11 protein-coding genes are annotated in these 23,256 nt (G+C 59.7%); 8 read left to right on the top strand and 3 right to left on the bottom strand.

Features of this window, described 5'->3' with window-relative positions; translation table 11 throughout:
* The first annotated feature begins 71 nt into the window (after positions 1–71).
* Positions 72–434: a cupin domain-containing protein gene (locus BGIM_RS0117490; RefSeq protein WP_020471032.1), complete on the top strand. Its 363-nt coding sequence runs from the start codon at positions 72–74 to the stop codon at positions 432–434.
* 15 nt (positions 435–449) lie between these two features.
* Here the strand turns inward: BGIM_RS0117490 and BGIM_RS50990 are convergent, their stop codons facing one another.
* Positions 450–3,326 carry an OPT family oligopeptide transporter gene (locus BGIM_RS50990; RefSeq protein ID WP_020471031.1) on the bottom strand — a complete coding sequence of 959 codons (2,877 nt, stop codon included), beginning with the start codon at positions 3,324–3,326 and terminating at the stop codon, positions 450–452.
* 301 nt (positions 3,327–3,627) lie between these two features.
* Here BGIM_RS50990 and BGIM_RS57720 point away from each other — a divergent pair, with 301 nt between their 5' ends.
* A complete protein-coding gene (locus tag BGIM_RS57720; RefSeq protein ID WP_020471030.1) occupies positions 3,628–7,239 on the top strand; it encodes a serine/threonine-protein kinase in 3,612 nt (1,203 codons plus the stop codon).
* Positions 7,240–7,259: 20 nt separating this feature from the next.
* On the opposite strand, the gene BGIM_RS0117475 is transcribed toward BGIM_RS57720, so the two are convergent.
* Positions 7,260–9,062: a hypothetical protein gene (locus tag BGIM_RS0117475; RefSeq protein ID WP_157369180.1), complete on the bottom strand. Its 1,803-nt coding sequence runs from the start codon at positions 9,060–9,062 to the stop codon at positions 7,260–7,262.
* A gap of 341 nt (positions 9,063–9,403) precedes the next feature.
* Between BGIM_RS0117475 and BGIM_RS57710 the strand changes: the two genes are divergently transcribed.
* The 6 genes from BGIM_RS57710 (at position 9,404) to BGIM_RS57705 (ending at position 21,800) form a co-directional block, all read left to right on the top strand.
* Positions 9,404–12,676, top strand: coding sequence for a PSD1 and planctomycete cytochrome C domain-containing protein (locus tag BGIM_RS57710; protein WP_072022268.1), 3,273 nt, complete (start codon positions 9,404–9,406; stop codon positions 12,674–12,676).
* Between the two features lie 10 nt (positions 12,677–12,686).
* A complete protein-coding gene (locus tag BGIM_RS0117460; RefSeq protein WP_020471026.1) occupies positions 12,687–14,093 on the top strand; it encodes a DUF1501 domain-containing protein in 1,407 nt (468 codons plus the stop codon).
* Positions 14,094–14,139: 46 nt separating this feature from the next.
* Positions 14,140–15,555 (top strand): DNRLRE domain-containing protein, encoded by a 1,416-nt coding sequence (locus tag BGIM_RS0117455; protein ID WP_020471025.1) that lies wholly within the window; start codon positions 14,140–14,142, stop codon positions 15,553–15,555.
* A gap of 45 nt (positions 15,556–15,600) precedes the next feature.
* Positions 15,601–16,881: a DUF1552 domain-containing protein gene (locus tag BGIM_RS0117450; RefSeq protein WP_020471024.1), complete on the top strand. Its 1,281-nt coding sequence runs from the start codon at positions 15,601–15,603 to the stop codon at positions 16,879–16,881.
* 121 nt (positions 16,882–17,002) lie between these two features.
* On the top strand, positions 17,003–18,601 hold the full coding sequence (locus BGIM_RS0117445) for a CotH kinase family protein (protein ID WP_020471023.1): 1,599 nt from the start codon (positions 17,003–17,005) through the stop codon (positions 18,599–18,601).
* A 385-nt stretch (positions 18,602–18,986) separates the two neighbouring features.
* The gene (locus BGIM_RS57705) at positions 18,987–21,800 is read left to right on the top strand and encodes a PAS domain-containing hybrid sensor histidine kinase/response regulator (RefSeq protein WP_020471021.1); all 2,814 of its coding nucleotides are present in this window, start codon (positions 18,987–18,989) and stop codon (positions 21,798–21,800) included.
* 3 nt (positions 21,801–21,803) lie between these two features.
* On the opposite strand, the gene BGIM_RS0117430 is transcribed toward BGIM_RS57705, so the two are convergent.
* Positions 21,804–23,231: a TolC family protein gene (locus tag BGIM_RS0117430; protein WP_029630138.1), complete on the bottom strand. Its 1,428-nt coding sequence runs from the start codon at positions 23,229–23,231 to the stop codon at positions 21,804–21,806.
* Positions 23,232–23,256: the final 25 nt, after the last annotated feature.

Raw genomic sequence — 23,256 nt, 5'->3', positions numbered from 1 at the left:
CCCGCAACTAGCATAACGCCCCATTGGTCATTGGTCATTGGTCATTGCCTCATTTCTCAAGGAGAGTCCACGTGGCTCGTTTGATTGAAAGTCCCGCTCGCATTGAAGCGGCCGGGAACAAGCCGAAGATCATCCTTGAACACATTGGCCGCCTGAACACCGGCACGGATGTGGTCAGCATTGCCCACATGCGCAGCCCGGTCGGCTGGATCGAACCGGGGCAGACGCCGGAATTTGATGAGTACACGCTCGTTTTGAAGGGCATGTTGCGGGTGACCACCAAGACGGGCGTGTTGGAGGTGCGGGCCGGGCAGTCTGTGCATGTGGCTCCCGGCGAATGGGTCCGCTATGACAGCCCGGAGGAAGACGGCGCCGAGTATGTGGCTGTTTGCCTGCCCGCCTTCTCCCCGGCCACCGTTCACCGGGATGAGTGAGCCGGGAGACGCCGATTACTCCTTCGGCGTCCGCAATCCCACCAGGAGCAGGAGCAACATCAATCCCCCGAAGATTAAAAGACTTGGCCACTCTTTTTGTGGTTTGGTCAACTCTGCCTCCGGCGGCAGGGTTTTGGGCAATTCCAACACCGTCTCATTTGTCTTGAACAGTTGCGGGGCCATGCGCTCCCGGCCGAGCAATTGGCCGGCCAACACGGGCAGGGGGGTGTCGGTTTCGACTTTATGCCTCTTCGGAATTTTGATTTCCGTGTCCGCCGGGATGGCAATGGTTAGCGGATCGGTTCCTTCTTTCACGCCGAGTTTCAGGGTGTTCAATTCGGCGATTTGCTTTGCCGTGTCCGGTTTGTCGTCGTTGTAAAGATCCTTTGTGATTGCCCCGATGGTGCTCGGGGCATCGACCGCCAGCGGATCGACTCCCAAAATCTTCAACACCGTGCCCGCTTTGACGATTACCCAACGATAAGGCTCGTTTTCACTGAGTTTCGCCACTTCATCCCGGAGTTTGTTCAACTCCGCCAGTTTTTTCTCCGGCGCCGAGAGTTCTGGTTTCTTCTCGACGGTCTTCGGCAATGGCTTCCCTTCTTTGTCCTTGGCCTCCGGTTTCGGAGCCTCCTTCGGTTTCGGCGGCAGCGAGGCGATTTCCTTCTCCAGAGCCGCCCGGTCATACCCGAGTTTTTGCTGGGCGAACTCATCGGCCGCCTGTTCCAAGGTGGCCGTCTTGGCGAACGGCGCCTTGCCGTACTGGAATGCCGTCAAGTCATCCGGCCAATTGTCTTTGAAGGCGACGAAAGCGATCAACATGCCCGCGATGGAACCCCCGGCGATATAGCCGGAGGCCAACAACACACCGGAGCTTGTCTCCGTTTTTCGCATCGCTTCGATCTCGGCCAGCGCCCGTTTCTCCGGGTCGTTGCCGGCGGCCTTGATGGCGGCTTCTCCTTCCTTTGCAAATTTTCGATCCACGAAAAAGCGAAGAATGCCGCCCATGAAGATCGGCGTGGAGAATTGGATCGGCACATACAACCCCACGGCGAACGCAAGGGCCGACACGCCGCACAACTCCAGCATCAGGGCGATCATTGCTCCAAGGCCGACCATGCTCCAGTTTAATTCCTGCTTCAACACTCCGTTGATGATGATGGACATCACTTGTGTTTTCGGGGCGTCGAATTCGCGGGTCACCGGGGTGCCGTCGTCCCGTGTGTCCAGCTTGCCCATGATGGTGCTGTCCTTGAGGAAGCGAATCCGGCCGGTTTCCCGGTCCACCAGATAGCGGCCTTCGCGGGTGTCCGCGACTTCAGGCCGGGGGACATATTCATCGGCCGGTTTCGTCAACTCTTCGTTTCGCGTGTCGAAGATCGCGTATTCCTGCCCCTCATGTTTCTCAGATTGTTTCAATCGTCCCACCTCGGCTTGCGTCAGCACGACGCCCGGCAACAAATCGGGGCGCTGGCTGTAAATCACCTTGGATTCGTTGAACAAGATCAGCGTTCCGCCAATGACCAGCGCCGAGACCAATGCCCCGACGAGGATGGCGTATTGTCCGGCCTTTGGCGTGCCGCCGACGAGAAAGCCGGTTTTGAGAGATTGAGCCGTCGTTCCGCCGTTGGATGACGCAACGCACACCACCGCCGCGATACAGAGAGCCAAGACACGTTCTTCCACGCTGGTCATGCCAAGGGCCACGAAGATCAGGCAGGTTAGCATCAGTGTGGCGACAGTCATCCCGGAGATGGGGTTGGAGGACGAGCCGATTTCTCCGGTGAGGCGGCTGGACACCGTCACAAACAGAAACCCAAACATCACCACCAATCCCGCCCCGAGAACCGCCTTCACCGGGTTCACCTGTTGCGCAAGGAAAATCGTCAGCAGGCCGACCAGTCCGAGACTGCCGAACAACACCACCTTCAACGACATGTCATTGTCTGTCCGTTTCACCGGCCCTTCGGCGGTTGCTTTTCCGCTTCTACCGCCAATGCTGGCCAGCAACCCGCGAACGATCATTGGCAGGGTCTTCAACATGCTGATGATGCCCGCCGTCGCCACGCAACCGGCTCCGACGAACAACAGATAGCCGTCCCGGATTTCTTTCACGTTCATGTCCCGAATCAACTTCTTGCCGGGGGGCAGGATTGTGTCGGAATGTTCACCGATGAAGTAGATCAGCGGGATGATGACGAGATAGCCCAGAACGGCCCCGCCCATCATCATGGCGCTGGTTCGCAGTCCGATGATGTAGCCGACGCCGAGCAGTTCCGAGGCCATTTCTTGGGCAAAAACCGCTGATTTGTTGATGAATGTCAGAGGGAATTTGAACGTCCCCGCCAGGAGTGCCATTCCCTCGACGATGAACTTGTGGAGGAAGGCGATGCCGAAGCCGAAGAACACCGTCTGACCGGTGGCCCCGCCTTTTTCGCCGGAGATCAGCACTTGGGCGCAGGCCGTCCCTTCGGGGAATAGCAATGTGCCCGGTTGGCCGGGTTTGCCGTGCATGTGAACAATGAAGGCCCGGCGCAACGGAATCATTGCCAAAATACCCAACAAGCCGCCGAGGACGGAAACAACCATTACCCGGCCGAGGTCCATCCCGAAACCGAGCATCATCAGGGCCGGCATGGTGACGCCGACGCCGAAGGCGATGGATTCCCCGGCCGAACCGGCGGTCTGCGTGATGTTGTTTTCGAGGATGGTCGCCTGTCGCAATCCGAATGCTTTGGAGAACGCCTTGAACAGTGTGATCGCCAGCACCGCCACGGGGATGGAGGCCGAGACCGTCATGCCGATCTTCAGCACCAAGTAAAGCGACGAGGCGGCGAAAACCAACCCGAGGGCCGCCCCGGTAATCAAGGCCGGAAAGGTGAATTCCGGCATCGAGGTTTCGGGAGGGACAAACGGTTTGAACGCAGTTGGTTGATCGGGTTGGCTCATGGTGTCCGAAAGTAACGGTGAACAGGGATCTGAGAGGCCCCGTCTAGTTTCCCGTTTCCGTCGGCCGGATCAATTGGCAAATCGAAAAAACTTGGCGGGGATTGATGCACTTGCAGCCGAAGGGAGAGTTCCGGCGGACCAAATTGGGGGCGTTTTCAGGCGGAGAACAGCCTCGCCCTCACCCGATTCGGCGACGATCATACAATCAGGGCATCCAATCGCTTCCGATCCCACCGGTGTCCGCATGTCCTCCGATTTGAATTTGCTCTTTGGGGCCTTGGCCGTTCAGATGAACTTGGTCCCCCAAGACGCCCTTGATCGGGCGACGAATGTCTGGATGCAAAACAAACACCGCTTGATCGCGGACATTCTGATGGAGCAACGGCAACTCACTCCGCAACAAGTCGGACAAATCAATGCCTTGGTTCGGGAAAAGCTCCGGGAGAATGACAACGACTCGCAGGAATCGATGGCGTTGATGACCGCCACCGGCGCGGTCCCGCACGCGAGGGGCGATGGCGGGGGGGGAGCGTCGCAGACAAAGGAAGACGCCACCGGCTCATTCCCTCATGCACAGAGCGACGCCACCAGTTCCACCCCTCAGACAATGGGGGACGCCGGGGGAGTGGCTCCGCACACAATGGGCGAGGCCGGGCACGATGATTTCCAGCACACCATGACACAGGCGGGCGGCTCTCCTCCGGCAACCGGGTGGAAGCCGCAATCCGGCACCGTCGGGGAGGGGGGCACTGGCAGCATCCCGACGCCTTATCACGCATCGGGCCATGCCACGATGCACGCAGGCGGTTCGAGAAAATCAGCCGTTCAGCATGAGGGGACGCGATTCCGCGTGCTGCGCCCCCACGCCCGAGGGGGGCTTGGCGAGGTGTTCGTCGCCCAAGATCAGGAAATCAACCGCGAGGTGGCCCTCAAGGAAATCTTGTCCAAGCATGCCGTGGACGCCGACAGTCGTGGCCGGTTTCTCATGGAGGCCGAGATCACCGGCGGGTTGGAACATCCCGGCATCGTCCCGGTTTACGGGCTGGGAACCTATTCCGATGGCCGGCCCTATTACGCGATGCGCTTCATCCACGGCGACTCGCTGAAAGAGGCCATCAACCACTTTTATGAAAAGCCCATCAGCGACGAGAGTGAACGAAATGTGGCTTTCCGCAATTTGCTGAAGCGGTTCGTCGATGTGTGCAATGCCATCGGGTATGCCCATAGCCGGGGCGTGCTGCACCGGGATTTGAAGCCGGGCAACATCATGATCGGCAAGTACGGCGAAACGCTGGTTGTGGACTGGGGACTGGCGAAGACCATCGGCGACACGTCGCCGGAACAGGGAGGGACGTTAACCGGGGCCGAGAAATCCATCCAGCCATCCAATGCCGCCAGTGTTGAGGCGACCGTGGCGGGAACGGCCATCGGCACCCCCGCGTTCATGAGTCCCGAGCAAGCCGAGGGGCGGCTCGACATTCTTGGAAAGTCGACGGACATTTACAGTCTGGGGGCGACCCTGTATTCCTTGGTCACGGGGCAAGTTCCCTTCAACGGCAAAAAGATCGACGAATTGCTGTCGCGGGTCAAACGAGGGGAATACACACCGCCGATCAAGGCGAAGCCCGGAGTTCCGTCGGCGCTCAACGCCATTGTGGTGAAGGCGATGGCCCTCAAACCCGAGGATCGTTACGTGACGGCGATGGCCTTGGGCGAGGACATCGAACACTTTCTGGCGGACGAGCCTGTTCAAGCTTATCCCGAACCGCTGATTGATCGCCTCCGGCGCTGGGGCCGCAAACATCGCTCGTTCATGACGGCGGCGACGGTGATGCTCGTCACCTCCGTGCTGGCCCTTGGCGTGGGATTGCTTTTCGTGAACGCGGAGAAAAACCGCACGATCCGTGAGCGGAACGAGAAAGAGGCCGCCCGCGCCGCCGAGCAAGAACAACGGGAAAAAGCGGAGACCGCCCGCAATTCAGCGCTCGATGCCCTCGACGCGATGACCTCGAATTTTACCCGCGACTCTCTCATCGCCCAACAGGAGATCACCCCGGAACAGAAGAAGTTCTTGGAGGAAGCCCACAATCACTATCTCGGTTTGATGAAAGAGGCCGGAAACGGCGAGAACGAGCGAAAACGCCGGGCGCAAGCGGCGTTCCGTGTCGGAACCATCGAACGCCGGCTGGGCCGCAATGCCGAGGCCGAAACCTCTTTTGAAACGGCCGCCGGGTTGTTCAAAGAACTGGCGGCCGACTACCCGGCGCAACCGGAGTATCGATTTGAACAAGCGAGGTCCTTCACCAACACCGGGCTTGTCCGGCATCAGGCGGCCCGTTATCGGGAAGCGACCGTCTCATACACCAACGCCGTCAACATTCAGGAAGCTCTGGCGGGCGAGTTCCCGCAGAAACCGGAATATGCCCAGCAATGGGCGCGCACTCTCACCAACCTTGGCGACACCTGGCGGGTGCAGGGCGAGACGGAGGAAGCCAACCGGGTTCTGAAACAGGCCATCGCCATCCAGACAAAACTGGCGGCCGATCATCCCAAGGTTCCCGATTACCGCAACCAACTGGCGGGGAGCCTGAGCAATCTGGCGATCACCATGCTTGAGCGAGGCCGGGCTGCCGATGCGGAGCCGTTGTTGCAGCGCACGCTGGAAATTCGCGAAAAACTCCGCACGGAATCCCCGGCCGAGGCGACGTATCAGGAAGACCTGGCGAAGACCCGCATCAATCTGGCGAACACCGCGAACGCCTTGGGCAACACGGCCGATGCTGTCGGGGAATTGCGCAAGGCGGTCGAGATTTACGAAACGCTGCAACAAACTTATCCGAGCATGCCGCAGTATCAGCAATATTTGTCGTCCGCGAATTACCTTCTCGCCGAAACACTGAACCGACTCAAAACGGTCCCGCCGCAAGAGCCGCTTGACACTCTGCGAAAGGCCCTCGATTCCCAAAAGCAACTCGCCGGTCGCTTCCCCAAAAATCCGGTGTATCGGTCCCTGCTGGCTCGCAGTCATAATTTCTTGGGGAACATGCTGCTGGCTCGCAAGCAACAAGCCGAGGCCGGGAATGAATACGCGGAGGCCATCAACATCCAGGCCAAACTCGTCTCGGATTTTCCCAAAAACCGGGAATACCAAGCCGAACTGGCGTTGAGCCACAACAACCGGGGTGTTTTCCACCGCGACGGCAACCAAGCGATCGACGCCGAAAAGGATTTCCAAGCCGCTTATGCGATTCAACAAAAACTCATTGAAGAATTCCCCGCTCAAGTGGCGTACCAACTCAATCAGGCGATGACGTGCCGGAATTTGGGCGAGTTGAAACGAGGTGACACACAATTGGCCGAGGCGCTGCCGTGGTACGACAAGGCGGTCGCCTTCTCGGATGCCGTGTATGCGAAAACCCCGGATGACATTGAGACGTTGAAGCAATTGAAAGCGTCGTTGACGGCCCGGCAAAAGATCCTCGAACAGCAAAAGGAAGCTCCCAAAGCGGCTGCCGACGCCACGCGGATCGTCGAGTTGGACACCTCAATTCGGCTGAAGAACGCCGTCAATCTGATCGTGGGCGGGCGCGTGGCCGACGTGATGCCCGCCGTTGAGGCGCTGGCCAAACGGCCGGATCTAAAAGTTCGGCACCATGTCGAACTCGCCCGGATTTACGCGCTGGCGGCTGTGCGCGACAAAGCCAACGACCGGAAACTGGCGGACGAGGCCATCGGGTGGTTGAAGAAAGCCGTCGCAGGTGGTTTCACCAATGTTCAGCTTCTTGACAAAGATCCGGACTTTGCCATGCTCCGGGAGCGGGACGAGTTCAAACAAGTGTTTGCGGGGAAAAATTAAACACTTCGGGCGGCCATCGCTCATCGCCCGTACTGCAACGCACTTGGGTTCGCGGCGGTCGCTCCGAAGAACCAGCTTACCCGGAAGCCCAATTGATAATCGAAGAACTTGTCCGGGCCGCTCTTCAATGGCACCACCAAGGAAGTGGACACCAACAGGTTGTTTTCCAGATACATCGCCAGACCGGTTGAGAGATTCAACTCGTCGTATCGGTTGTCCGACGACGCAATACCGAAACCGCCGGACTGGACCACCGGGCTGTTCGTCACCGTCGAGTTGTAATGCAATTCCAAGAACGGCGTCAGCCCTCTGACGAAGCCCTCGCCCGTGCCAGGGACAATCAGCCAATAGCCAATCTGCGTGTCGAGGGCCATCACCGATTGATCCCGGAGGCGGCCGATTGGCCGCAATCCGTTCCCGTCGAGATTGGCCAGCACCGGGCTTCCCGTGGTGTCGAAAGACATCGACAGCCAGTTTTGCCAGAAGAACCGTGAATTGGGCGTGTAGATGCCCGCCAGAAACGGCACCACATCCAGGGATTCGTTCTTGATCCGCAAGAGATCACCGCCGCCGCCGGGCAACTTCAACACCGTGTCCGGGGATGTCGGAAGCGCCAGCCCCAAGCCGGTGGCCGCATGAAATGTTTGAGAGGAATAAAACAGTCCTTTGAGCGTCACAAACATGTTGCCAAACACCGTGTCGCGGTTGGAGACACCGCCATCCGTCGCACTGACCGGGTTTAACGTCGCGGCAAACGGCAGTTGCACCTGAATCGACGCTTGCTGGTCAAGGAAGGTGGTTTCAAAGCCCGGCGAAAATCGCTGGACATTGAAGCCATCCGTGGTCAGCCGGGTGTTGTTAAAAAAATCGTACCCGAAGATAATCCGGTCCCGCGGCAGGGGGTTGTTTTCCTCGGAGATCTTGGTCCGGCCCACCACCCCGCCGGAAGCGGGTGTCGCCACATCGATCTGCGAATAGGCGTCATACTTGTAAAAGATGTCCGCCACGCCCGGAGAAAAGGACGCTCCCTCATTCAAAACGGGCGTCGTGTAAACGACTTTTGAGCCTTGGGAGACAAAAGCCGTCGAGCCTGGGCCGTAAAGCTTGTTAAAAATCCCATCGGCCGCGCTATGATAAGCGGCGTTGTCAGTGATCGCGAAGGTGGCTTTTCCTCCTCCATTCTGCACTTGCTGAGCCAAAATCCTCGTTTGAATTGCCTTATAGTTTTCCACGCTGGTGAATTGCGGGGAAGCGTTTGGGTAGGAGGCCAGTTGGTATGTCTTGACTCCCGGAGTTGTTGACAATCCCAGCATTTTGGCTTGGGTGGCGTTTCCCACCACCACGATTCCGTTACCGGCGCCGGGGCCATAATTGACCGACAAGGGGCGGTTTGGGCTGCTGGGCACGTCGGAAAGTGTGTTGTCAATCACCCGCGATTGCGCCTGCAAACTGCCAAGAAACACATTAAATCGGGTGCGACCGCCGCCAAACGCATCCCCGTACATGTTCGGGGCATACGTGATGCTTTGCCCGGTGCGTGACGGGTCGGCCGTCGTTCCGTTGCCCCCTTCGGCCAGCAGATCGACGATGGGCGGATTGGTGGTTGGTGGAGGAGTTTTCGGATCGACTTTCGGAGTCTTGGGATCAACCTTCGGCGTCTTCGGATCGACGAGAGGCTGTTTTGGATCAACGATTTCCTTCTTCGGTTCTTGGGCGGCGCTCAGCAAATTCGTAACCGGCAACTGAGTGATCGGTTCTTGGGCGTGCGACAATGCCGCTAACACGGCTGAGAGGCCGATTACGGGAACGAATCTGTTAAACATCTCCGCCATCTTGGGCCGTCCCGGTTAAACCCCGTGGAACGAATCAGACGGTTATATCGTCCTTGCGGCCGCCCCGGTCTCGCCGAAACCCGGAAACGTCGGCAAACAATCTGGTAGTTTGGAGAAACAAAACGCCTTGGGGAATGGGAAGACAACGCGAGTTGGGAAATCGCAAGACGCTTGATTATTGCGGAAGCAGGCCTTGCAAACTGCTTGACCCCTGTTTGCGGCGGCGTTAGACTGCAACAAGTTGATGCCACATTCTCTGGATTCCTCATCCGGAACAGACCGGCTTTGGCTCTCCCACAACATTGATGAGCCGCCATTCGGGAGCGTTGCCAATGAAGCCGTGTTTCGCCAGATTGGTTGTTTTGTGTGTCTCTACCATCCTCCCGCTAATCTTTGCTTTCCCTGCCATTGCTTCCGAAACCGAGGGACTTGCGTTCTTTGAATCGAAAATACGTCCCATTCTTGTTGAGCATTGTCAGCAATGCCACAGCAAGGACAAGCAAAAGGGAAGCCTTCGGCTTGACTCTCGGCCCGCTCTGCTCAAGGGGGGCGATTCCGGCCCGGCCGTTGTTGTCGGCAAACCGGAGGAGAGCATTCTTGTGCGGGCGGTTCGGCATCTCAAAGACGATCTGAAGATGCCGCCGGACAAGAAACTGAAGCCCGAACAAATCGCGGCGTTGGAACAGTGGGTCAAGATGGGTCTGCCGGACCCGCGAACGACCGTCCCCGCCGGTGAAGCGGCGGCTCCCGATTGGGAGACTGTTTTCCGCGAACGCAAGACATGGTGGAGTCTTCAACCCGTTGGCCGGCATGTGCCCCCGAACATTGCCGACGCGGAATGGGCGGCCAACCCGGTTGACCGCTTCATCCGGTCGAAACTCGATTCGGCCGGGCTGACTCCCGCTCCGGTTGCGGATCGCACCACATTGGCAAGGCGTTTGAGTTTCCTGCTCACTGGATTGCCGCCGACGCCCGAGGATGTGCGGGCCTTTGAGGCGGATTCGATGCCGGGCGCCGAGGCACGCTATGTGGACCGATTGCTCGGTTCGCCGCATTACGGGGAAAAGTGGGCAAGGCACTGGATGGATGTGGTTCGCTACGGCGACACCTACGGTTACGAATGGGATGTCCCCGCCAAAGGGGCGTGGCGATACCGCGATTATCTCATCCGGGCATTCAACTCGGATGTGCCGTTCGACCAACTCACGCGCGAACATCTCGCGGGGGATTTGTTGCCGAATCCGCGCATCAAGGCCGACGAAGGCTTGAATGAATCGTTGTTTGGCCCGATGTTTTTTCAACTCGGCGAAAAGCGACACGGCGACAGCGCCATGTTCAACGGCATCCACCAAGAGATGCTGCACAACAAGATTGATGCGTTCTCGAAGGCATTCCAAGCGATGACTGTTGGATGCGCCCAATGCCACGACCATAAGCTCGATGCCGTCTCGCAAAAGGATTATTACGCCCTCGCCGGGATGTTCATGAGTCCCCGCTGGGTGAGCGTCACCACCGACACCCCGGATCGCAACCGGGAGGCAATCGCCAAACTCCGGGCCATGAAACCGCGACTCCGGGCCGAGATCGGCCAATGGTGGCTGGAGTCGGCCAATAAGTTTGCCGAGGAAATGCGGAAGACGGCGGAACCGAAAACGCCGTTGCCGTTGGAGCATCTGTTGCGACCGTGGTTTTTGTTGATGAAGGCCGAAAGCGACAAGAAACCAATCGCTGACGTTTGGTCGGCGATGGAGAAGGAGTATGCCACGGCCGCCCGTGATCGGACAGTTGCCAACGCCCGTGATTTTCGCGTGGTCGCGGATTGTCGGGAGAAGTTACCGCCCGGATGGTCCGTGGACGGCGTCGGCCTACGGGATGGTCCGGTGCGTTCTGGTGATTTCACCTTGAGCCTGACCGGCAAACAAGTGATCGGCCGGGTGTTGCCGGGCGGGTTGTTCTCTGATGCGATTTCCCCGCGACTCAACGGAGCGGTGCGGACGCCGTTCTTGAAGGGATACGACCAACCGAGCATCAGTCTGGCGGTGGCCGGGGGCGACTTCGCCGCCGAGCGGACCATTGTGGACAACGCCTTTCTCGCCGAACGGCAATCGTATCTCGCCAACGCCGATCCGGCGTTTCGGCATTACTCGACCTTCCCGGAAATGAAGGATCGCCGGGTCTTTGTCGAATTCGCCACCAAGACGAGCAACCCGTATTTCCCCCCGCGTGTCGGTTTGGGCGGTGCGTGTTCGGAAGCCCAAGCCGCCGATCCGAAGAGTTGGTTGGGAGTCACTCGAGCCGTCACCCACAGCGTCCCCGGTTCTCCGGCCGATGAACTGGGGCGGTTCACCGGGTTGTTTCAAGGCGGGCCGCCCAAAACAATGGCCGAGGTTTCCGAACGATACGCTGTCTGGCTTCGCAAGGCGGTTGATTCATGGGCGCATGACAAAGCAACAGACGAGGACGTGGTTCTCCTGAACTGGCTGCTTCAGAACAAGTTTCTCCCCAACGGGGAACAGGCGGTTCCAAAGAGTGTCACCGACTTGCTGGACGAATACCGCAAACTGGAACTGGAATTGAAAGAGCCGCAGACCGTGAATGGGATGGCCGAGGCCGACCCGGCCGAGGATTATCGGCTCAACATTCGTGGCGACTACGACCGGCCGACGACGGCTGTTCCCCGCGGCTACCTCAGTGTGTTCCCGAAAACCGCCCCGGCAGGGCCGGGAAGCGGCCGCCGGGAATTGGCCGAGTTTGTGGCCAGTGATCGCAATCCGCTCACTGCCCGCGTCTATGTCAATCGCGTCTGGCATTGGGTGTTCGGCGCCGGGTTGGTGGCCTCGCCGGACGACTTCGGGCATCTGGGGGAAAAACCCTCCCATCCGGAATTGCTTGATTGGCTGGCCGGATGGTTCGTTGAAAACGGCTGGTCCACGAAGAAACTGGTTCGACTGCTTGTCACCAGCCGGACGTTTCGACAATCCGGTCAGACCGACGCGAAGGCCGTGCAAAACGATCCCCGCAATCGTCTGTTGCATCATCTTTCATTGCGGCGGCTCGAAGCGGAGGAAGTCCGCGATGCGATGCTGGCGGCATCCGGCCGGTTGGATCGCACGGTGTTCGGCCCGCCGGTGAATCCCTTCCGCACCCACGAAGACCCCGAGAAGCGACTCTTCTCGGGCCCGCTCGACGGCAATGGCCGACGGTCGATTTATACCAAGGTCACGCTGATGGAACCGCCGGCGTTTTTAGCCGTGTTCAACCAACCGCCGCCGAAAATCCCCACCGGAAGACGGGACGTGACCAACGGCCCCGCCCAAGCCCTCGCCATGCTGAACGATCCGTTCGTGCTGGGGCAGGCCGAATATTGGGGGGCGATGGTCGCCAAGGCTTCGCACAAGACGATGGAAGAACGGCTGGAGGCGATGTTCCGCGTCGCCCTCGGCCGACCAGCGACAACCGGAGAACTGGAGCGATGGAAAGTGGCCGTGCGGGACTTCGCCAGTGCCCACGGCATCGCCGACGGGCAGGTGATGGCTTCGCCGGTCGTCTGGAAGGACATCGCCCACGCGATGTTCAACGTCAAAGAATTCATCTACGTCCGCTAGGAGAATCATCTTGTTCCGCACCCCGTTCTCCTCCCGCCGCGACTGGCTCCGCAATACCTCGACCGGGTTCGGCCTGCTCGCCCTCAAGGGTCTTCTTACCGACCCCGCTTACGCCGCCGGTCCCGGCATGCACCATCCGGCGAAGGCCAAATGCGTGATCTTCTGTTTCATGGACGGCGGGCCGAGCCATGTGGACACCTTCGACCCGAAACCGGCCCTCGCCAAATTTGCCGGCAAACCCATCGGTGAATCGGCCGTTTCCAAGCGGTCCCAGAGCAGCGCCGGGCGGGTATGGATGCCAAGCCCCTGGGAGTTCAAACAACGTGGCAAAAGCGGCTTGTGGGTAAGTGATCTTCTGCCGCACATCGCCGGGGTCGCGGATGAATTGTGCGTGGTGCGCTCGGTCGTCGGCGAACAACCGTTGCACGGCCAACAAAACCTGCTGACGCACACGGGGCGCGTCACCGGCGGCGCGCCAAGCTTCGGTTCGTGGGTGTCCTACGGCCTCGGCAGCGGTTCCAAGGAATTGCCGGGATATGTCGTGCTGAACAACGACTGGGTTCCCAACGGCGGCATGGAAAACTTCGCCAGTGCTTATCTCCCGGCCGAGCATCAGGCCACCGTATTGCGTGCGAAGGGCACGCCGCTTGACAACATCAAGCCGACCGACCGCGAGGCCGTCCAACGGCGAAAGCTCGATCTCTTGCGGGATCAAGACGCCGGGTTCGCGGCCGGTTCCTCCGAACGGGATGCCGTCGAATCGGCGGTGCGAAATTACGAGACCGCCTTCCGCATGCAGACGGCCATTCCCAACGTCGCCGATGTGAGCAAAGAGACGGCTGAAACCCGCACCCTCTATGGCGTGGACACGGGAACCGATTTCCAGAAATACTACTCGCTACAATGCCTGCGCGCCCGGCGATTGGTCGAGGCCGGCGTGCGCTTCATCGAGATCACCTGTCCGTTGACGCATGCCAACAACTCACCTTGGGACCAGCACGGCGAGTTGAAAAAGTATCATGAGGAAAATGCCAAAATCACCGACCGGCCCGTCGCGGCTCTCATCACAGACTTGAAGCGTCGCGGCTTGTTGGATTCCACGGTTGTGTTGTGGGCCGGTGAAATGGGCCGGACGCCGCACACCCCCGGTCTCTCGCCAAATGCCGGGCGGGATCACCATGTCAACGGCTATTCGCTGTTCATGGCGGGCGGCGGTTTCAAGGGCGGGACGACTTTCGGCACCACGGACGAGTTCGGCAACGCGGTGGCCGAGCGTCCGGTGGCCATCCACGATATCCACGCGACGATCCTGCATCAACTCGGGATCGAACACACCAAACTCACTTTCCGTTACGGCGGTCGCGACCAACGCCTTACTGACGTTCACGGCAACCCGCTGCGGGATTTGATTGGCTGACACCAGTTCGCCCGGTTGACTCTCCGAATCGGAAGGAACGATTTTCATGCTGCGATCATTGGGATTGTTGGCCCTATTGTTAATCTCCGACGGATGGTCGTCGGCTGCGGATGTGCCGCCGGAGAAATCGCTTTACGATTTCGAGAACGAAGCCGATCTGAAGACTTGGGCCAACCTTGAGCTTCCGGACGCCAAGGACAAGGAACCGCCGGTCAAGTTCGAGCTTTCCGGCGACCATGCCACCTCGGGCAAACATTCCCTGAAACTCACTTTTGCGGGCGGCCTCTGGCCGACGATCACCACCACCCAAGTGACCCAGGATTGGCTGGCCTACAAGACCTTCAAAGCCGACGTGTTCGCCGACCGTCACTGCGTGATCGGTTTCACGCTCCATCAGGAAAAGAGCATCCGGGGCGAAGGCTGGGACCCGGTCATCAGCCGATGGACAAAAACGGTGTTTCTGAAACCCGGCAAGAATGAAATCATCGCCACCCTTGCGGGGGCCAATGATTACGCCGTCCACGCCAAATGGGGCAAGGCGGTTCGCTTTGAAATCTTCATGTACAGCCCCCGCGAAGGGGAATCGGTGCATGTGGACAATATCCGCTTGGGCAACGACAAACCGGCGCCGGAAACGCCGACCAAGATTACGATTGCCGGAACCGACTGGACCGTCTCCGCTGTCCGCTCCTCCTCGGACGGTTGCCGGGAGTTGGGCAGGAACGTCGCCCACTTCTGGAACAAACCGCCGGTGGTAACCGTCGAGCAAATCGAAGAGTCGTTTCAAACCAAACTGGCCGAGGTGAAAAAGCGATTCCCCAAGGCAGTCTTGGCCGTTCTCCGCGATGGTGAAAAAGGCTTTGACCCAACGAAACCCGAACAAGCCTACGCCGGTTGGAAGGATGCCTATTGGAACAGCCACGGCCCCGATACGGCGTTTGCCGAACGGGCAAGAAATCGGGGCAAAAGCGCTTCGCAGGAGATCTTCATGCGGCATCGCAGCCCGCTCATGCGAGTGGATTTCTCCAGCATCCCGGCGGGATCAAATATTCTGGCCGCCCAACTGATTGTCACCCGAGTGAGCGAGCGAACGGGCGACGAGAACAACCCCGAGAAGCGGGCAAACATGTGGGTGGTCGAACCGTGCAACCGTCCGTGGGAAGAGTATGAAGTGAATGCTTTTGAATACGCCAAGGACAAATTCTGGAAGGACATCGGCGGGTTTCAAATGGGCGAAGACCCTGATTTTCTGCCGATCTTCCTCGCCTGGGGACCGGGCCGGCCGGGGAAGGTGAACGCTTGGGACTTCACGCAAGCCGTGAAATACTGGACCGACGGCAAGCACGCCAACCACGGCTTCATGCTCCACGGCGACTCCGGCGATTACATGACCGCCCACACGCGGGAAGCCGCCGAGATCAAAAACCGCCCGGCGGTGCTTGTGATTTATGTGCCGAAGTGAGTGAGCGGAAATGAGGTCACCAAGTCCCGTCAAAGGATGTCCGCAATGAGGTTTCCCGTTTTGAACCGCCGGACGTTTCTTCGGTCTTCAGGCGTCTGCATCGGATTGCCGTTGCTGGATGCCATGCTCCCCGTCGGTCTTGGGGCCGAGAAGAAAGCCGAGGCGATGCGGGCAAAGCGCATGCTCCTTATCAGTCGGCCGCTTGGGTATCACGCCCCGTATTTCTTCCCCGAGAAAGCCGGGATGGATTACGAGGCAACCCGATATCTGAAGCCGCTTCAGGATCACCGCAAGGATTTCACCGTCTTCTCCGGCATGTCCCACCGGGGTTATCCGGGGGGACATCATGCCGAGGTGGCGCTGTTCACGGGAGTGGCGGCCGAGGGCGTGCGGGACATGGGGGACATTCGGAACACCATCTCGCTCGATCAGGAGGCCGCTCAACATCTCGGCGGCGAAACACGCTTCCCGTATCTCTCGTTGGGGGGCGGGGGAACCGGGGCGTTGTCGTGGAATCGCAAAGGGGTCAAGGTCCCGGCCGAGGGGCAGGCCACGCAGGTCTTTCGGCAACTCTTCATCGACGGAACCCCGGCCGAAATCGCCCGCGAGGTCCAACGAATCCAGACGGGCCGAAGCATTCTCGATGGTGTCCGCGATCAGGCGAATTCGCTGGCGAAAACCCTTGGCCCCGGCGACCGGCAACGCCTCGACATGATGCTCAATGCCATCCGGGAGGCCGAGCAACGATTGCAACAGGATCATGAGTGGGTGCGGAAACCGAAGCCGAAGGTGGCCGTCAAACCATTCATGGATGATTATCTCGCGGATCAGCGAAAGCTGGACCGCGACCAGCAATGGCTTGATCTGGCGCATCTTGCCCTGCAAACAGATTCGACCCGCGTGATAGCGCTCTGGCTGTGGTCTTATGGTCCGGTGAATCTGCAAGGCGTGGCCATCGGCCACCACGACGCAACCCACCACGGACAGGACGAAGCGAAGATCCGGCAACTGGCGGCCATTGAGGAAGCCGAGATGAAGTTGTTCGGCGACTTCCTCGGGAAGATGAAAGCCACCGACGACGGCGGCCGCCCGCTGCTCGACCGGACGGCGATTTTCTACGGCAGCAACATGGGCAACGCCTCGGCCCACTCCTGTGACAACCTTCCGGTGATTCTGGCCGGCGGCGGCTTCAAACATGCCGGACATGTGGCTTTCGACCGCAGGAACAACAAGCCGCTTTCCAATTTGTTCGTCCGGATGCTGCAACAATCCGGCGTCGATATGGATCGTTTCGGCAGCAGCACCGGTGTGTTGTCGGAGGTGTGAAACGGCCGGTTGATGAGTGATTGATGAGCGTCAAGTTGATTCTTCATGATTGCCTCGTCCTTCACATACGGACTCGCTGTCGGAACGAACGTCCGGTCAAATCATCAATTCAGAGAGAGTCATGAACTCAATTCGTTGGGCGATGGTACTCGCGGCCGGAGCTTGGGGATTGGCGGCGAAAGCAGAAGACAAGCCGGCCAAGAAGGCGGGCGCCGACTTTTTTGACACCGCCAAGGTTTGGGAGGCCCGGCTTGTCCTCACCCAAGCCGAATATCAGAAGATGCAGCCTCCCGCCCCTGTTGGCGGGTTCCAGTTCAACCCCGTGCCGGTGAATCCCCCCAAGGCCGATCCGAAGCGGGACAGCGACCGGAGTGTGTTCGGCACCGAGTTCCCGTGGGTGAAAGCATCTTTCTCCATTGGCGATGAAACAGTCGAAGGGGTGGGATTGCGTTATAAGGGAAACTCTACTTATCTAGCCGCCGCTCGGGGCTTGAAGCGATCATTCAAGGTTGAGTTTGACCATTACGATGACGCCCTTCGGTTCCGGGGATTGAAAACGCTCAACCTGCATTGCGGCGTTCATGACACGAGCAAATTGCGGGAAGCCTTCGCCTACAAGATCTTCCGGGAATGCGGGGTTCCCGCCCCGCGAACGGCTTTTGCCGAGGTTTCGTTGACGGTGACCGGCCGGCACGACCGCGAACTATTGGGGCTGTACACGGTGACAGAGCAAGTGAACAAGCCGTTTCTGAAGGCGCACTATGGAACGGACAAAGGTTTGCTGATGAAGCCCGAGCGTGTCGGCGGGTTGGATTACTTGGGAGACGACTGGGCGAAGTATCAAACCACCTATCAACCAAAACGAGATGCGACCAACGAGGAACAAACTCGGGTGATCGCGTTCACCAAATTGGTCAACCGGGGCGAAGACGCCGACTTCGTCAAACAGATCGGCTCATTCTTGGACGTGGATGCTTTCTTGCGCTTCCAGGCGGCGACGGCCTTGGTGGCGAACCTCGACAGCTTTTTCACCAATGGGCACAACTATTACCTCTATCTCCACCCGGAGACCCGCCAATTTCATTTCATCCCGTGGGACACGGACCTCGCCTTGGGGAATTTCGCGTTTTTCGGGACGGCCGATCAGCAAATGGATCTCAGTTTGAACAAGCCATACCCCCGCAACCGGCTGGCCGACCGACTGATGGCTGTCGAGGGGATGAAGGAGAAATATCGGGTCATCCTGAAAGAACTGACGGCCGCTGTCTTCACCAAGGAACGCTTGCTGAAAGAACTGGAGGTTCTGGAGGCGGCCACCAAGGAGGCATTGGTGAAGGAATCCAAGGCAGCGACCGCCCGCAAAGAACCGGGGGCTTTCCCCGGCCCGTTTGGAGGGGCCAAGCCGCCGGAGTTGCGAACCTTTGTTGAAAAGCGAACGGCCTCCGTAACCGCCCAACTCGCGGACAAATCAACCGGGTATGCCCCGCAAATGGCCGGATTCGGCCCGCCCGGCGGCGGGTTTGGCGGGTTCGGCCAACGACCGCCCCGGCCGGGTGAACTGTTGGCCGCTCCGGTTCAGGGAGTGTTGCGACTGACGGATGAGCAGAAGAAAAAACTGGCCGATTTGCAAAAAGAAACGGACGCGAAAGTCGACGAGTTGCTCACGCCGGAACAGCGAAAACAATTGAAGCAGATGCGGGAAGGCGGCCCGCCACGATGAGGCGGCGACGGCGCGGGGCTTGATGTTTCAAGTGGTTGCGGGACTTCGTCACGACTAGAATGTCAGTTGAATATGCTCCCCACTGTTTCCGGGGGCGCATTCTTGGCCTCGCAAGCCGTGACAAAGAACGTCCGCACATGATGATCCCGACCGAGTCGATCAGCAGCCTCCCCAGATCCCTCCGGCTGCTCGAAGCAATCACGAAGAGCAACGTTAAGGATCCGGCGCCGGATCCTCTTTGCGTTGACATGATCCGTGAAAAATCGACCTGCGGCACCGGAGTCGAACGTAATGGCGCTGCTTCTGGCCGGAGGATTTTCATCAGTGCCTTGGCGTCCCGTGTGTCTGGTCCCGCAATGGCGGTGAAGATTCTGGGAGGCCGGTGATGGGCAAGGATGCGCCGCAGGAAGATTTGCCGAGGCCGGTTGTCCCGCCAAATGCACGGAGCATCATTGTCGATGATCCGGGGGCCAATCAGGATGCCCTCGATGCTCGGGAGGAGTTGCGAAGGCAATCGGAACTGCTGCGGATTACTCTCTCCAGCATCGGCGATGCCGTCATCGCCACCGACGCCAATGGCGGCGTGACGTTCATGAACCCCGTGGCCGAAGCTCTGACCGGCTGGACGCTGGCCGAGGCGAGCGGGCACCCGTTGCCCGAAATATTCCACATCGTGAATGAATATTCACGCGCCGAGGTTGAAAATCCCGCCCTGCGTGCCTTGCGGGAAGGGAACATCGTGGGGTTGGCGAATCACACAATCCTGATCGCCAAAGACGGAAGCGAGAGGCCAATTGACGATAGTGCCTCTCCCATCCGGGCCGATTCCGGTGATCTGGCGGGAGCGGTGCTTGTTTTCCGGGATGTCTCGGAACAAAAGCAGGCGGAGAAGGACCGGGCACGGCTGGCGGCCATCGTGGAATCGTCCGAAGATGCCATTCTCAGCAAGTCGCTTAACGGCATCGTTCTGTCTTGGAATACAGGAGCCGAACGTCTCTTCGGTTATCGGTCTGACGAAGCCGTGGGGCGGCACATCACCCTGATTATCCCGCCGGAGCGGTTGGACGAGGAGGCGGATATCATCCGGCGAATCTGCCGGGGAGAGCGGGTCGAGCATTTCGAGACCGTGCGGGTGACCAAGGACGGCCGCCGCCGTGACATTTCCCTGACAATCTCTCCGCTCCGCGACGCCGAGGGACACGTCGTCGGGGCGTCGAAAGTCGCTCGCGATGTCACGGAACGCAAGTTAGCCGAGGCTGAGAACCACCGCCTCAATCAAGAGGTGGAGGCGGAGCGTCGGCGTCTTGCGGATGTGTTCCAAAGCGCCCCGTCGTTTATGTGTGTTCTGAACGGGCCGGAACACGTTTTTGAGCGGGCGAACGATCGTTATTATGAGCTGTTGGGCCGAGGGGGCATCATCGGCCGGCCGATTCGAGAGGCCATTCCGGAGATCGCCGGCCAGGGCTTTTACGAGATTCTCGACCGTGTCTACCAGACGGGAGAGCCGTTCACGGGCCGGGACATGCGGGTCACGTTACGGCGAGACGGCCGCTTGGAGGAAAGGATTCTTGAGTTTGTCTACCAGCCGATCTTCTCGCCGGACGGAACCGTGTCGGGCATTCTTGTCCAAGGCATTGACCTGACCGACCGTTATCGCGCGGAGGAGACTCTTGTCCGGGTGACCGCCGAGTCCGAGCGTCGCCGACGTCTTTACGAAACGATTCTGTCGGCCACTCCCGACTTTGTCTACGTTTTCAGTCTCGACCATCGCGTTCTGTATGCCAACGATTCTTTGATTGCCATGTGGGGATGCGGTCCCGATGGCCACCTTGGCAAAACCTTCCTGGAGATCGGCTACGAACCCTGGCACGCGGAAATGCACGACCGGGAGATTGACCAAGTCCGGGAGACGAAGCAGCCCATCCGGGGCGAAGTGCCTTTCACCGGCACGAACGGCCGACGGATTTATGACTATATCTTCGTGCCGGTGTTCGGGACGGAGGGCGAAGTGGAGGCGGTTGCGGGCACCACAAGAGATGTCACCGAACGCCGGGAAATGGAGGATTCGCTGCGCGAGGCCGACCGCAAGAAGGACGACTTCATCGCCTTGCTGGCCCACGAACTGCGAAACCCCCTGGCCCCGGTTCGCAACGGTCTTCAAGTGATGCGGCTCGCGGGGGACAACCCGGCCCTCGTCGAACAAACCCGTTCGATGATGGACAGACAACTCTCTCACATGGTGCGGTTGGTCGACGACCTGCTTGATGTGTCCCGCATTAGCCGCAACAAGATGGAACTACGGCGGTCGCGTGTGTTGCTGGCAGATGTGGTGAACACCGCCGTGGAGGCGACCCGGCCGATCATTGACGCCAGAGGGCATCAACTGACGATCTCGCTTCCTCCGGACCCGGTCAGCCTTGACGCTGACCTGACCCGGCTGGCCCAGGTGTTCGGCAACTTGCTGTCCAACAGCGCCAAATACACCGAACATGGCGGCCACATCTGGCTGTCCGCGGAACGGATCGCCGGGGTGGTGGTGGTGGTGAGAGTGCGGGACACCGGGATTGGCATCCCCCGTGATTCGCTTGCCAAAATCTTTGACATGTTTTCCCAAGTGGACCGCGAGACCGAACGAAACACGGGAGGGCTTGGCATCGGGCTGGCGCTTGTCCGTGGTTTGGCGGAGATGCACGGAGGAACAGTGACGGCCGAGAGCGAAGGGCCGGGGCGGGGCAGCACGTTCATCATCCGGCTGCCGGAGTTGATCCTCTCTCCGGACTCCACCGACAAGCCGACGCCAAACGACGAACCGGCCGCCTCGGGATTGAAGAGACGCATTCTCGTCGTGGACGACAGCCGGGATGGCGCCGACAGCCTTTCCATGATGTTGGGACTGATGGGCAACGAAGTCCGGACGGCCTACAACGGCGAAGAGGCGTTGGAAGCCGCCGGACAATTCCGGCCGGAGGTCGTGCTGATGGACGTGGGGATGCCACGAATGAACGGGCTTGACGCGACCCGGCGAATTCGGGATCAGTCTTGGGGCCGTGACATGACGATCATCGCGTTAACCGGTTGGGGACAGGACGGCGACCGGGAACGGTCGCGCGAGGCGGGCTGCGATGGTCACTTGGTCAAGCCGGTCAGCCTGCCGGACTTGGAGAGGTTGCTGGACGATTTACAGGGCGATGGCCGTTGATCGTCAAGGATCTTCGACTGTTGGAACCAACCCCGACAGGCATTTGGATGAGTGACCGAGCGCCCGGTAAAGCCGGAATTGGGATCGGTTATAATCGGCGACGGCCGCGAAGTAATCCGAGTTCGACTGGCCAAGGGCCTGCACGGCGGCCACCACTTCCTGCGGCCGGACGACGAGTGTGATGATGTTGCCCACCCGGCGGGTTTGGGTCATCGCTTCCATGCTTTTCTTCACGAGGTCGGTCGCGTCCTTGAAGGCGGGTTCGGCCTCCTTCATTCGCTCCGCCGCGGCGTTCACCTCGGCAAACGCCTTCGCCACCTCGGCGGCCACGCGATCTTGGGTGCGGAACTGTTCCAGAATCGCAATCTCATGCTCGGCTTTTCGCTCGGCCGATCTCGCCCGGTTTCCCAGACCGAGGTTTTGAAACTCCCATACCAGTTGAATGTCGTAATCCAACCGCGAACTGGCGCTTCCCACGCGGTTGCCCGAACCCCCGGCGAAAACTCCGTAGCCAAGCGTGCCGCTCGGGTTGGTGGAAATACTGCGGATCAGCACACTGGGAACCAACGGGCGAAGGCGTTCCTGTTCCAATCGTCTCAATGTTGCCAGCACGAAAGCCTGATTGGCGGCGAGTTCCGGCCGCGTGGTCAGGGCGACGGGGATCAAGTCGTCGATGGTGTAGGTTTTGTCGATCAATGTCACCGGCATGTTCGCCGGTTCGATGGGTTCGATGACCACTCCGGCATCGAGTCGCAGCAACCGGGCGAGTTCGGCGCTGGCGGTCATCAATCGTTCACGCGAAGCGGCGACCGCCTGTTTTCGCCGGGCCAGTTCGACGCGGGCGCGGGTCGCTTCCAACGGCGGCGCCAGTCCCTCGGCCAGTTGCTCGGTCCGGCGAACCAGTTCGATGGCGTCGGTCACGATTTGGAGGGCCACGGTAAGTTCGCCGCGAGCCTGTTGCACGCTGAAATAAGCCTCGGCCACGCTCAGGGAGATATCATTGGCGACGGCGAGTTGCATGGTCTCGCGGGCCTTGAGATCCTGCCGGGCGGCCAGCGGCGCGAAGATCCCGTCGGAGACGCTGAAAACAGCATTGGCCCCGAAGCCGCCCATCAGGCTGTTGCGGTTCGCATTGAGAATCTGGCCCTGAAAGTTCTGCACCGCGCCGTCGTGTCGCAAATAATCCGCGCCGACGTAGACACTTGGCAGCCAGGAATATTTGGCGCGGTCAAAAACGGCGGCGGCGGCTTCCGCCTGCCGGGCGGCCACTTGCACGTCGATGGGGCGGGCATGGGCGAGTTGCAACGCCGTGGCCAGATTGATCGGATGGACGCGAGGTTCCCCATCCACAGGCGGCTTGGGTTCCGGTGTCTGGGCGTCAGCAGAGATGGCAATCAGCCAGCAAACGAACGCCAGCACTGGTGATCGCATGACAACCCCTGAACGATTCCGAGCG

The organism is Zavarzinella formosa DSM 19928, from assembly GCF_000255705.1.
Taxonomy (GTDB): Bacteria; Planctomycetota; Planctomycetia; order Gemmatales; family Gemmataceae; genus Zavarzinella; species Zavarzinella formosa.
The sequence above is the reverse complement of the archived record's forward strand: the minus strand, read 5'-3'. Positions and strand labels throughout refer to the sequence as shown.